Source organism: Actibacterium ureilyticum, assembly GCF_002285435.1.
Taxonomy (GTDB): domain Bacteria; phylum Pseudomonadota; class Alphaproteobacteria; order Rhodobacterales; family Rhodobacteraceae; genus Actibacterium_C; species Actibacterium_C ureilyticum.
In genome coordinates, this window is record NZ_NSBT01000037.1 from 861070 (window position 1) to 872987 (window position 11918).

The following is an 11918-nucleotide window of genomic DNA, read 5'->3' on the forward strand; positions in this document are numbered from 1 at the left end:
GCTTATTCCGCGGCGTCGGCATAGCCCGCGACCGGTGGGCAGGTGCAGACAAGGTTCCGGTCGCCATAGGCGTTGTCGACCCGACCCACGGGCGGCCAGTACTTGTCGACCCGGAACGAGCCCGGCGGGAAACAGCCCTGTTCGCGGCTATAGGGACGATCCCAATCCGCCACCAAATCATTGACCGTATGCGGGGCGTGTTTCAGCGGGTTGTTGACGGCATCCATCTCGCCCCGCTCGATCGCGGCGATCTCTTCCCGGATCGCCAGCATCGCGTCACAGAACCGGTCCAGCTCGGCCTTGGTCTCGCTCTCCGTCGGCTCCACCATCAGCGTCCCGGCGACGGGCCAGCTCATGGTTGGCGCGTGAAAGCCGCAATCCACCAGCCGCTTGGCGATATCGTCCACCGTGACACCCGCGCTGTCGGCAAAGGGGCGCGTGTCCAGGATGCATTCATGTGCCACACGGCCCGACGTGCCCTTGAACAGCACGTCATAGGCCCCTTCGAGCCGCTTGGCGATATAGTTCGCGTTCAGGATCGCCAGCTTGGTCGCCTGGGTCAGGCCCCGACCGCTCATCGCCAGGCAATAGGCATAGGAAATCAACAGGATCGACGCCGAGCCATAGGGGGCGGCCGATACCGGCCCCTCGGCCCCGCCGGTTTCGGGATGGCCGGGCAGATAGGGTTCCAGATGCGCCTTGACCCCGATCGGCCCCATGCCGGGGCCACCGCCGCCATGCGGGATGGCAAAGGTCTTGTGCAGGTTCAGGTGGCTGACATCGGACCCGATCTCGCCCGGTTTCACCAGCCCCACCAGCGCGTTCAGGTTCGCACCGTCCATATAGACCTGACCGCCGTGATCATGGGTGATCTTGCAAACCTCGCGCACGGTTTCCTCGAACACGCCATGGGTCGAGGGATAGGTGATCATGCAGGCCGCCAGAGTGTCGCCCGCCGCTTCGGCCTTGGCGCGGAAATCGTCCAGATCGATATCCCCGTTCTCGGCCGATTTCACCACCACGACCTTCATGCCGCACATCTGCGCGCTGGCGGGGTTGGTGCCATGGGCCGACACCGGGATCAGGCACACATCGCGGTGCCCCTGCCCGCGCGCCTTGTGATAGGCCGCGATGGTCAGCAGCCCCGCATATTCGCCCTGCGCCCCGGAATTGGGCTGCATCGACATCGCGTCATAGCCGGTCGCCTGGCACAGGATGCGGCTCAGCCCCTCGATCACCTCGGCATAGCCCTGCGCCTGATCGGCGGGGGCGAAGGGGTGCATGTTGGCAAATTCGTGCCAGCTGATCGGCATCATCTCGACCGCCGCGTTCAGCTTCATCGTGCACGACCCCAGCGGGATCATCGCCCGGTCCAGCGCCAGATCTCGGTCGGCCAGACGGCGCATATAGCGCATCATCTCGGTCTCGGCCCGGTTCATCTGGAACACCGGATGGGTCAGGTATTCGCTTTCCCGCAACAGCGCCTGCGGCAGCCGGAACCGCGGCGTGCGATCTTCGGGGATGTCGTCCAGCCCAAAGGCCGACCAGACATCGACGATGGTCTGCCAGCGGGTGGTTTCATCCACGGCAATGCCGATCCTGGTTTTGCCCACCTTGCGCAGGTTGATCTCCCGCGCCCGGGCGGCGTTCAGGATCACGCCCTGCATCGGGCCGACCTCGACCGTGATCGTGTCGAAAAACGCCGCTGGCTCGACGGTGAAACCGCCCTGTTCCAGAACCTCGACCAGGCGCACGGCCTTGTTGTGGATCCGCTGGGCAATGGCCTTCAGCCCCTTGGGCCCATGAAACACCGCATAGAACCCCGCCATCACCGCCAGAAGCGCCTGCGCGGTACAGACATTGCTGGTGGCCTTTTCGCGGCGGATATGCTGCTCGCGGGTCTGTAACGACAGGCGGTAGGCCTTGTTGCCGCGCGCATCCACGCTGACACCCACGATCCGGCCCGGCATCGCGCGCTTGAACGCATCGCGGCACGCCATATAGGCCGCGTGCGGCCCGCCATAACCCATGGGCACGCCGAACCGCTGGGTCGAGCCCACGGCGATATCGGCCCCCATCGCGCCCGGCTCCTTCAGCAGGGTCAGCGCCATCGGATCGGCGGCGACGATCCCCACCGCCTTGGCCGCGTGCAGCGCGTCCATCGCGTCGGTGAAATCGCGCACATGACCATGGGTGCCCGGATACTGAAAGATCGCGCCAAAGACCGCCTCGGGGTCCAGATCCTCGGGCGCGCCGACGATCACCTGAATATCCAGTGGCGCGGCACGGGTCTGCATCACGGCGATATTCTGCGGATGACAGTTTTCATCGACGAAAAACCCGGTGGCCTTCGACTTCGCCACCCGCTGGGCCATCACCATCGCCTCGGCACAGGCGGTCGCCTCGTCCAGAAGCGAGGCATTGGCCACAGCCAGCCCCGTCAGGTCGCTGACCATGGTCTGATAGTTCAGCAGCGCCTCAAGCCGGCCCTGGCTGATCTCGGGCTGATAGGGGGTATAGGCGGTGTACCAGGCCGGGTTTTCCAGGATATTGCGCTGGATCGCCGGCGGCGTGACCGTGCCGTAATACCCCTGCCCCAGCAGCGTCGAAAACACCCGGTTCTTCTTGGCCACCTGCCGCAGATGCCAGATCAGCTCGCGCTCGGATTTCGGCTTGCCATAGTCCAGCGCCGCCGCCTGCCGGATGCTGGCGGGCACGGTCTGGTCGATCAGCGCCTCCAACCCGTCCACACCGACCACGCCGAACATCTCGGCCATCTCCTCGGGCGATGGGCCGATATGGCGGCGGTTGGCAAAATCATAGGGATCATAGTCGGTGGGTGTGAACGGCATGGGTGTGACACTCGGGGTTGCAGGGCGTCTTTTGCCCTTCATTGTTCGAAAAATACTCTCGCCGAAGGCGAAATCCCGCCTCAGTAGGGGCTAGCTGATGAAATCCTTATAGGCCGCCTCGTCCATCAGATCGTCCAGCGCCGACAGATCCTCGACCTTCATCTTGAAGAACCACGCCTCGCCCTGCGGGTCGTCATTCACCGCGCCGGGATTGTCGACCAGCGCTTCGTTGACCTCGACGATCTCTCCGTCCAGCGGGGCCAGAATGTCGCTCGCGGCCTTGACGCTTTCGATCACGACGATCTCGTCATCCTTGCTGACGGTGGCGCCTTCCTCGGGCAGTTCTACAAAGACGATATCGCCCAGCTGTTCGGCGGCATGTTCGGTGATGCCCACCACCACCAGATCGCCCTCGACCTGCAGCCATTCGTGTTCTTCGGTGAATTTCATCGCGTTTTCCCTCAGCGTTTATAGTTGGATGTCCGGAACGGCAGGGCCGATACCGTGGCGGGCAGGTATTTGCCCCGCACCGCGCCATAGATCGTGGTCCCCTCGCGCGCATAGGCGGTGCCGATATAGCCCATGGAAATCGGCGCCTCGACCGAGGGGCCGAACAGGCCCGAGGTCACGGTGCCGATGGGCGTCTGCCCCTGATCGTCGGCAAAAAGCTCGGTCCCCTCGCGCATCGGCGCGCGGGTTTCGGGCCGCAGGCCCACGCGGCGGCGCGCCACGCCCTCGGCCAGTTCGCCCAGGATGCGGTCCTCGCCCGGGAACCCGCCCTGGCGTGCGCCACCCGCACGGCGGGCCTTTTGCATCGCCCAGATCAGGTCAGCCTCGACCGGCGAGGTTGCCGTGTCCAGATCATGGCCATAAAGGCACAGCCCCGCTTCCAGCCGCAGGCTATCGCGCGCGCCCAGCCCGATGGGTTCCACCGCCTGCTGCGCCAGCAATGCGCGGGCCAGTGCCACGGCCTGCCCCTCGGGGACCGAAATCTCGAACCCGTCCTCGCCGGTATAGCCCGAGCGCGAGATCCACAGCTCGCCGAAATCGGACGGCACAACAACGCTGTCCATGAATGTCATGTCAGCAACGGCCGGCACCAGTGCAGACAACGCGCCATCGGCCTCCGGCCCCTGCAACGCCAGCAGCGCCCGGTCTGTTATCGGCGTGACCGTGCAGCGATCCGCGATATGGGACGTGATATGCGCCAGATCGGCGTCCTTGCAGGCGGCATTCACCACCAACAGGAAATGATCGCCGCGATTGGCCAGCATCAAGTCGTCCATGATCCCGCCATCGGCGTTGGTCAAAAGCCCGTAACGCTGGCGGCCCTCTTTCAACTCGACCAGCGCGACCGGCATCAGGCTTTCCAGCGCCAGCGCCGCGTCGGTCAGATCGCCCGATTTCGGATGCACCAGGATCTGCCCCATATGGCTGACATCGAAAAGCCCCGCCTGCGCCCGGCAATGCAGGTGCTCCTTCATCACGCCCAGCGGATATTGCACCGGCATCTCATAGCCCGCGAAGGGCACCATCCTGGCGCCCCGTTCCAGATGCAGATCGTAAAGCCCCGTCCGTTTCAGTTCCGGCATTCCACCCCCCAGATTGCCGGCCAAGGACGACCGGGCATCGGTTGCATGACCCCTTCGGCCACGTTCGATGCCCCCTCTGTCCCGTGCGCCTGAGATCGCTATCCCTTCGGCGGGCGCTTGCGCGCCACTCTCCAGAGTTCTTGAGCGTCGGCGGTCCGTGGGCCTGAGAGTTTACCGGGGCGGTTGCTCCTTCGGCACTGGGATGAACCAGATTCTCCCGCTGACAACAGAATGTTATTGGATCGCACCGCGTCGGGCAAGCCCCGAGCGTCGTGCCCGGGTGACACGCCCCGCCGCAACCGCTAGCGTCGCCGCAACGGGAGGAACGCAAATGGATGTGATGATGGTGAAATACGCGGGCACGATGCTGGCCGCCGGGATCGGCATTCCGATCCTGGCCGCGCTGAACGCCGCCCTTGGGGCGCGTCTGGGGTCGCCCGTTGCGGCGGCGGTGGTGCTGTTCTGCGTGGCGCTTTGCGTGGTGCTGCTGGCCTATGCGGCGGTCGGGCGCGGCGCGCTGACGGGGCTGGGCACGGCGCCGAAACACCTGTTTCTGGGCGGGACATTCGTGGCGTTCTATGTCCTGACGATCACCTGGGCGGCGCCGAAATTCGGCGTCGGAAACGCGGTGTTCTTCGTCCTGCTGGGGCAGTTGATCAGCGCCGCGGCCATCGACCATTTCGGCCTGTTCGGCGCGCAGATCTCGCCACTGGGACTGACCCGCGCGCTGGGGATCGGGGTGATGGGGCTGGGCGTGTTCATCACCCAGCTGGCCTAGCGCTGCTGGGTTTCCAGCCAGCGCGCGATGGCCAGGATGTCGCCCTTGACCGGCACCGGGCTGCCGTCGGGGCCGTCCAGCACCTGGTCCGCGCCGCCCAGCGCATAGCCGAAGATCGGCATCGGCCCGCCGTGACCGCTAAGCTTGTTGCGGCCGTCGATGATGGCGATGACGTCCAGCATCGGGAACACCCCGCCATTGGCCGCGCTCAGCCCCCGCAGATCGGGCACATCGACCGACAGGATCGCCGTCATCGGACCATCGCCCGCGGCCTGAAGCCCGTGGCAGGTGGCGCAATTGGCGACATAGATCTGCCGCCCCGTCAGGGCGCCCTCGGCAGCGGCGGCGCTGGCCCAGCTCAGCAGCGCGACAAGGATCGGGAACGGGCGCATGGCAAACCTCCGGCATCTGATCGGGGACCAGATTAGGCCCCGCGCCGTCGGCGGTCTTTGACCGGTGTCAAACCGGCGCGGCGGGGGTCAGACGCCCACGAACTGGATCTGCGTCGGGGTCAGGGGGGTGTCCACGCCGACCAGATGGATCATCGCCCCGGTGCTGAGCGTGATTTCCAGCTGCGTACCAGTATCGACCTGGCTGTCCACGGTCGGGGCGGTCGCGCCTTCGTATTCCACAAGCAGCGTGTCGGTATCGGGTACGAAATCGGTGATCGTCGTGGTACCCGACAGATCCGGCGTGGTGATGAACGTGTCCGCCCCGGCACCGCCGGTCGCCTCGTCGCCATCGCCGATCCGGAATTCGTCCTGACCGCCATCGCCCAGCAGGGTGTCGGCGCCGATCCCGCCCCACAGCGTATCGTCGCCCGCGCCGCCTTCGAGCGAATCGTCGCCCGCGTTGCCGCGCAAAAAGTCGTTGCCGCCGCCGCCCAGCAAGGTATCAGCGCCGTTATCGCCCTGCAGCTCGTCATTCTGGTCGCCGCCATCCAGGAAATCGTCGGCATTGCCACCGGCCAGCGTATCTTTACCCTCGTTCCCGAACAGGTTGTCGGCGCCGCCATCGCCCTGCAACAGGTCGTCATCGGCACCGCCGAACAGCAGATCCTCGTTCGCGCCACCGACCAGTGTGTCATCCCCGTCCGAGCCGCGCAGCACGTCATTGCCGCCCTGGCCGAACAGCCGGTCGTTGCCCGCATCCCCGGTCAGGTCATCGGCACCGTCATTGCCGTAAAGCCGGTCATTGCCGTCGCCGCCTTCGAGCGAATCGACCCCGGACAGGCCGCGCAGGGTGTCGTTGCCCTCGCCGCCCAGAAGGGTGTCGTTGCCTTCGCCGCCGCGCACCTCGTCATTGCCCGCGCCAGCGTCGACCTGATCGTTGCCCTCAAGCGCGTTGATCAAGTCAGCCCTGGCCGTGCCGGTCATCACATCGTCATCGGGGGTGCCGTTGGTCGCGTCAACCTCGTCATCCGAGCCATCGCTGCCACCGCCGCCCCCGGCCAGACCGATGACCAGCCCGAAACTCATCAGCAACGCGATACCCAGCATACCTTCACCTCAGCCACAGAAAGACATTCCCGCATTTCTACGAAATTGCGTGTAAAATACAACATTCACGCGATAATTTCGCGACGTTTCGCGTGACCTGACGTCACGGGGCGGGCTGTTCAGCCCAGTTGCCCGTCCTCGAGCCGCACGATCCGGTCCATCCGCGCGGCCAGATCCAGGTTATGGGTGGCGATCAGCGCCGACAGCCCGGTTTGCCGGACCAGCTCCATCAACGCGGCGAACACTTTGTCGGATGTGCCCGGGTCCAGATTGCCCGTGGGCTCGTCCGCCAGCAACAGCTTCGGCTGATTGGCCAGCGCCCGGCAAAACGCCACCCGTTGCTGTTCGCCCCCCGACAGGGCCGCAGGGCGGTGCCCGGCGCGTTCGGCCACGCCGACCCGCGCCATCAGCTCGCGCGCCCGCGCCTGCGCCGCGCCTTGGCCCACGCCATTGGCCAGTTGCGGCAGCACGATGTTTTCCAGCGCGGTGAATTCCGGCAGCAGGTGGTGGAACTGATAGACAAATCCCACCCCCTCGCGCCGGATCCGCGTGCGGCGGCGATCCGACAGGCCGGTCACGGTTTCGCCGCCGATCCGCACCTGCCCCGCATCGGCGGAATCCAAAAGCCCCGCGATGTGCAGCAGGGTCGATTTACCGGCCCCCGACGGTGCGACCAGCGCCACAACCTCGCCCCGGTTCACGGTCAGCGACGCGCCGCGCAGCACCTGCACCGCGTTGGGCTTGCCGCGGTTATAGGTCTTTTCGACCCCGTCCAGTTCCAGCACCGGATCACTCATAACGCAGCGCCTCCACCGGGTTCATCCGCGCCGCACGGCGGGCGGGAAAGATCGTGACGATGAAGGACAGGCCCAGCGACAGCGCAATCGCGGTCAGCACGTCCTGCGCCCGCAGCACCGCCGGCAGGCGATAGATCCCCCGGATCGAGGCATCCCAGACCTCGCCCCCCGAAGCCCCGTTCACAAAGGCCAGGATCGGATCGAAATAGATTGCAAACAGGCACCCCAGGATCACGCCGCCGATGGTGCCCACCAGCCCCACCAGCGCGCCGCACAGGAAGAACACCCGCAGGATCGACCCTTCGGTCAGGCCCATGGTGCGCAGGATGCCGATATCGCGGCCCTTGTTCTTGACCAGCATCACCAGCCCGGAAATGATGTTCATCGACGCGATCAGCACCAGTACCGACATCAGCACGAACATCACTGTGTCTTCGACATCCAGCGCCTTCAGGTACGCGCCCGAGGCATCGCGCCATGTCCACAAAAGCGCCTTGTCGCCGCCCGCCCGGATCAGGTCCAGCATCATGCGGTCGACATGTTCGGGCGCCTCGACCATCACTTCCAACTCGTCGGCCAGACCCTCGCGGTTGAAGTAACTCTGCGCCTCGGCAAAGGGCATATAGACCCGCGTGCGGTCGATGTCATAGCGCCCCGCGCTGAAGATATAGACCACCTCATAGGCATTGGATCGCAGGCTGGTGCCAAAGGGCGTCTTGACCCCGTTGGGCGAGATCAGCTTGACCCGGTCGCCGACGCCCACGCCCAGCGTGCGCGCCACGCCCGAGCCGATGGCGATGCCCTCGTCCAGCCGGTCGATATCGCCCTGCGTCTGGTCGGATTCCGCGATACGCGGAATGGTTTTCAGGTTTTCCAGCGTGATCCCAAAGACTTCGACGCCAGAGTTACGGTCAGTGTGCGAGGCCATGACCTGCCCCTTGACCAGCGGCGCCACCCGGGTCACGCCCGGCACCGCGCGGACCCGTTCGGCCATCGCCTCGTAATCCTCAAGCGTGCGGGTCACCTGCCCGCTTTCGGTCACATGGGTGCTGGAATAGACGGTGACATGGGCGTTGGCGCCCAGGATCGTGTCGACGAATTCGGCGCGAAAACCCGCGCGCACCGCCAGCGTGATGATCAGCGCGGCCACCGCCAGCGTGATCCCCACCAGCGAGATCCAGGTCATCACACTGACCCCGCCCTCGGCGCGGCGGGCGCGCAGATAGCGCCAGGCGATCATCCATTCGAAACGGGAAAACGGGGCGGTCGGGGCGGCCATTTCGGCTCCTGCGTGGTCTGCTCGGGCGGAACCTGCGCCGAATGGGGCGGGGCGTCAAGCGGCGCGGACCGCAAACCGCGCAGATAACCGCTGACATTTTCGCCCGATGCGGCAACACTGGGCGGGACGCAATCAGGGGGCCGGTGCGATGGGTGCGGGGCTGTTGATGATCCTCTATGTGGCGGTGGCGCTGCTGCCGCTGGGGCTGGCCTGGCTACAGGGCGCGCCGCCGCGATCGGTCGCGGACGAGCTTGCGTCGGGCGCGGGGCTGCTGGCGCTGGCGATCATCCTTGTGGAATTCGTGATTTCGGGCCGGTTTCGCACCATCTCGCGCCGGATCGGGTCGGACGTGACGATGCGAATGCACCAGCTTGTGGCGCGCAGCGCGCTGGTTCTGGCGATGGCGCACCCGTTCCTCTATCGCGGGCCAACCGGCCACGCGCCCGAATGGGACATCAGCCGCGCCCAGTCGATCACCTGGGATTTCACCGCGATCTGGCCGGGCATCGTGGCCTTTGCCTTGCTCCCCGCGCTGGTGCTGCTGGCGCTGGGGCGCACGAAGCTGGATTTCCGGTATGAGACCTGGCGCGCGATGCACGGAATCGGCGCGGTTCTGATCGCCGGGGCGGGCGTGCTGCACGCCACCCGCGCGGGCCGCTACAGCGCCGATCCGCTGCTGGGCGGGCTGTGGTGGGGGATGTTCGGGGTCGCCGTCGCCTCGCTGCTATTCGTCTATGTCGCACGGCCCCTGATGCGCTGGCGCCAGCCCTGGACCGTGACCCGCATCACCCCCGCCGCCGACCGCACGTGGGAGGTCACGCTGACCCCCGCCCGCCCCTTTGCCTGGCGCTATCAGGCCGGGCAATTCGCCTGGCTGAATATCGGCCACAGCCCGTTTTCGTTCCACGAGAACCCGTTTTCCATCGCCACCGCCCCAGCGCAGGGGCCCGAAATCGGCTTTGTCATCAAGGAACTGGGCGATTTCACCGGTACGATTGGCCGCATCGCGCCCGGAACGCGCGCCTATGTCGATGGGCCGCACGGGCACCTGTCGCCCGCCGGGCACGCCGCGCAGGGCCTTGCGCTGATCGCGGGCGGCGTGGGGATCGCACCGATGCTGGGTATCCTGCGCGAACTGGCCGCCACGGGCGATGCGCGGCCCAGCACGCTGATCTATGGCAACCGCACGGCCGGTCAGATCGTCAACCCCGATGAGTTGGCGGCACTGGCGCGCGACCACGGCACGAATGTCGTGCATGTGCTGTCGGAACCCGCGCCGGACTGGGACGGGGAGGCCGGGATCATCAGCCGCGCACTGTTACAGCGCCATCTGGGCCGACCGAACCACCGCGACTGGCTCTATCTGCTGTGCGGTCCGCCCCCGATGCTGGAGGGGGTAGAGGCATCGCTGCTGGCGATGGGTATCCCCGCGCAAAACATCCTGTCGGAAAGGTTCGTCTATGACTGATCGCAGTCCCCGCACCGCCCGCCTGCGCATCCGCCGCGCCTTCTGGATCTTGAACGCGGCCGGGATCGCGGCGTTGCTGGGGTTCGCCCTGCGCGGGGTGTTCTAGGGTCAGGACCCATTAATCCCGCGCCGCTGGCGCTAAATCCGCGAAATATCAGGGGTTTGGGACGCGCAGGGAAGAGTGGTTCTCTTTTCAAGCGGCCCGAGCCGCTGAGATGAAGCGGATTTGGCGTCCTTCGGATTTGGCGGGTTTTCCGCCTGCCTACCTTTCAGAGCCTTGAAATAGAACCACTATTCCTGCGGCTCTGCGCGTTATCAGACGAAAAACCTGCCAAACCAGCGGTGCAGGATTAATGGGTCCTGACCCTAGGCCCGCCGCCGCAACAGACGGCCCATCCCGGCAAAGACCGCCGACAGGCCAAGCCACCCGGCCCCGAACCCGATCCCGGCACAGATCAGCCCGTCCAGGCTGACCGGCAGCGCGGGCTGGAAATCCGCCCAGGTCCGGCGCGCCAGTTCCGCATCGCGGAAATGCCAGGGCTGCGTCAGCCGCGACAACACCCCCTGCCCCCGCAATTGGTCATAATCGGATTTCAGCCGGTCATAGCGCGCCATCGACCCCGCAAGCGTGCTGCGCAGGTTGTCCTCGAACGCATCTCCCTGCAAACGCGCCAAAGCCTCTTGCCGGGTCAGGCCCGCGCTGGTGGCCGAATGGTCGAATGCCACGACCATCCCGCGCAGTTCGTCCACCGCGCCCGAGAGCCGCTGAATATATTGCTGCGAAAACGCCGGAAACTGCGACAGCCCAAGGGCCATCGCCAGCGCCCCGGCCAGCGTCAAGGTTCTGATCATTTGCCTGCCCGTTTTCTTTTGACCATAGCATGGCCGGGTCGGTCTGCACAGCGCGGCTCAGAACACCGTCTGCTGCGCGCGCGACAGGAAAAAGCCGTGCCCGTCCTGATTGCGGCATTCCAACCCCTTGGTCGAGGAATGACAAACAAACCCACCAAATTCGCCGGTGATCCCGTATTCCGCGCGGTGTTGTGCGCCCTTGTGGTTATTCAGGGGCGCACATTGCATATAGACCGGGCCGCGATCCTTCATGAAGAACACATGACCCCAATCGGCGCTACAGCCACTCGGGCGCGGCGCGGCGGGCGGGCCATAACGTTCGATGATCGTGCAGGTCAGGTCCGAGGATTCAAACCCCTCGCCCACCACGCATTGGATGTTCTGCGACGGTGTCTCGAACGACCAGACATCGGCGGATGCAACGGATGCGGCCATCAGCGTGACCGCGCAAACGAATTTGAACAAATCAAGCCCCCAGCAGGCGGAACAGCAAACCCGCTTACCCTATCATGGGGTGGATCGCGGACAAAGCGCGGTTGGGCAATCAGATGCCGCGTCTGTGTTGCGTCTTGTGTTATGTGGCAGCGATGCTGATCAAGCTGGCATCGGCTTGAAGCCGCGCGGCGCCCGACCGCGGGTGGGCGTCGATCCGGCTGAGCGGCGCGCTTTATGGTGCCAGATACATCTTCGCGCAAAGGTCAGCGCGCGGGTGAAAGGCGCCCGCCCGGGGGGCGGTCGGGCGCCGCGCGGCGGGGCTGACGCCCCTTGATCCCGCGCGAACGGGCGCATGATCTGTGTCCA

At 65.7% G+C, this 11918-nt stretch carries 11 protein-coding genes and 1 riboswitch; of the genes, 2 read left to right on the forward strand and 9 right to left on the reverse strand.

The annotated features are described in order from the left end of the window. Window positions 1-2 precede the first annotated feature (2 nt). The 3 genes from gcvP to gcvT form a co-directional block, all read right to left on the reverse strand. The gene (gene gcvP, locus CLM60_RS17255) at window positions 3-2852 is read right to left on the reverse strand and encodes an aminomethyl-transferring glycine dehydrogenase (protein ID WP_095590336.1); all 2850 of its coding nucleotides are present in this window, start codon (window positions 2850-2852) and stop codon (window positions 3-5) included. Window positions 2853-2942: 90 nt separating this feature from the next. Continuing rightward, window positions 2943-3302, reverse strand: a complete 360-nt coding sequence (gene gcvH / locus CLM60_RS17260) for a glycine cleavage system protein GcvH (protein WP_095590337.1) — start codon at window positions 3300-3302, stop codon at window positions 2943-2945. An 11-nt stretch (window positions 3303-3313) separates the two neighbouring features. Then, window positions 3314-4444 (reverse strand): glycine cleavage system aminomethyltransferase GcvT, encoded by a 1131-nt coding sequence (gene gcvT, locus CLM60_RS17265; RefSeq protein ID WP_095590338.1) that lies wholly within the window; start codon window positions 4442-4444, stop codon window positions 3314-3316. Window positions 4445-4585: 141 nt separating this feature from the next. Continuing rightward, window positions 4586-4674: riboswitch (glycine riboswitch) on the reverse strand. A gap of 113 nt (window positions 4675-4787) precedes the next feature. Between gcvT and CLM60_RS17270 the strand changes: the two genes are divergently transcribed. Next, window positions 4788-5222 carry a DMT family transporter gene (locus CLM60_RS17270; RefSeq protein WP_095590758.1) on the forward strand — a complete coding sequence of 145 codons (435 nt, stop codon included), beginning with the start codon at window positions 4788-4790 and terminating at the stop codon, window positions 5220-5222. On the opposite strand, the gene CLM60_RS17275 is transcribed toward CLM60_RS17270, so the two are convergent. From CLM60_RS17275 to CLM60_RS17290, 4 genes are all read right to left on the reverse strand, one after another. After that, the gene (locus CLM60_RS17275; protein WP_095590339.1) at window positions 5219-5614 is read right to left on the reverse strand and encodes a c-type cytochrome; all 396 of its coding nucleotides are present in this window, start codon (window positions 5612-5614) and stop codon (window positions 5219-5221) included. The genes CLM60_RS17270 and CLM60_RS17275 overlap by 4 nt on opposite strands. A gap of 87 nt (window positions 5615-5701) precedes the next feature. Continuing rightward, window positions 5702-6721, reverse strand: a complete 1020-nt coding sequence (locus CLM60_RS17280) for a calcium-binding protein (protein ID WP_095590340.1) — start codon at window positions 6719-6721, stop codon at window positions 5702-5704. A gap of 119 nt (window positions 6722-6840) precedes the next feature. Continuing rightward, window positions 6841-7518 (reverse strand): ABC transporter ATP-binding protein, encoded by a 678-nt coding sequence (locus tag CLM60_RS17285; protein ID WP_095590341.1) that lies wholly within the window; start codon window positions 7516-7518, stop codon window positions 6841-6843. Then, window positions 7511-8797 (reverse strand): lipoprotein-releasing ABC transporter permease subunit, encoded by a 1287-nt coding sequence (locus tag CLM60_RS17290; protein ID WP_095590342.1) that lies wholly within the window; start codon window positions 8795-8797, stop codon window positions 7511-7513. Before CLM60_RS17290 ends, CLM60_RS17285 begins: the two co-directional genes overlap by 8 nt. 148 nt (window positions 8798-8945) lie before the next feature. On the opposite strand from CLM60_RS17290, the gene CLM60_RS17295 reads away from it, so the two are divergent. Continuing rightward, window positions 8946-10265, forward strand: a complete 1320-nt coding sequence (locus CLM60_RS17295) for a ferredoxin reductase family protein (protein WP_176473917.1) — start codon at window positions 8946-8948, stop codon at window positions 10263-10265. A gap of 366 nt (window positions 10266-10631) precedes the next feature. On the opposite strand, the gene CLM60_RS17300 is transcribed toward CLM60_RS17295, so the two are convergent. Further along, window positions 10632-11117 carry a DUF2937 family protein gene (locus tag CLM60_RS17300; protein ID WP_095590344.1) on the reverse strand — a complete coding sequence of 162 codons (486 nt, stop codon included), beginning with the start codon at window positions 11115-11117 and terminating at the stop codon, window positions 10632-10634. A 57-nt stretch (window positions 11118-11174) separates the two neighbouring features. Continuing rightward, a complete protein-coding gene (locus CLM60_RS17305; protein ID WP_217983304.1) occupies window positions 11175-11582 on the reverse strand; it encodes a DUF6636 domain-containing protein in 408 nt (135 codons plus the stop codon). Window positions 11583-11918 lie beyond the last annotated feature (336 nt).

What these genes read in the sequence shown, in the direction of transcription:
- gcvP (WP_095590336.1), bottom strand. Translation starts at nt 2,852, where the DNA reads ATGCCGTTCACACCCACCGACTATGATCCCTATGATTTTGCCAACCGC.
- gcvH (WP_095590337.1), bottom strand. Translation starts at nt 3,302, where the DNA reads ATGAAATTCACCGAAGAACACGAATGGCTGCAGGTCGAGGGCGATCTG.
- CLM60_RS17285 (WP_095590341.1), bottom strand. Translation starts at nt 7,518, where the DNA reads ATGAGTGATCCGGTGCTGGAACTGGACGGGGTCGAAAAGACCTATAAC.
- CLM60_RS17295 (WP_176473917.1), top strand. Translation starts at nt 8,946, where the DNA reads ATGGGTGCGGGGCTGTTGATGATCCTCTATGTGGCGGTGGCGCTGCTG.
- CLM60_RS17300 (WP_095590344.1), bottom strand. Translation starts at nt 11,117, where the DNA reads ATGATCAGAACCTTGACGCTGGCCGGGGCGCTGGCGATGGCCCTTGGG.
- CLM60_RS17280 (WP_095590340.1), bottom strand. Translation starts at nt 6,721, where the DNA reads ATGCTGGGTATCGCGTTGCTGATGAGTTTCGGGCTGGTCATCGGTCTG.
- gcvT (WP_095590338.1), bottom strand. Translation starts at nt 4,444, where the DNA reads ATGCCGGAACTGAAACGGACGGGGCTTTACGATCTGCATCTGGAACGG.
- CLM60_RS17290 (WP_095590342.1), bottom strand. Translation starts at nt 8,797, where the DNA reads ATGGCCGCCCCGACCGCCCCGTTTTCCCGTTTCGAATGGATGATCGCC.
- CLM60_RS17270 (WP_095590758.1), top strand. Translation starts at nt 4,788, where the DNA reads ATGGTGAAATACGCGGGCACGATGCTGGCCGCCGGGATCGGCATTCCG.
- CLM60_RS17275 (WP_095590339.1), bottom strand. Translation starts at nt 5,614, where the DNA reads ATGCGCCCGTTCCCGATCCTTGTCGCGCTGCTGAGCTGGGCCAGCGCC.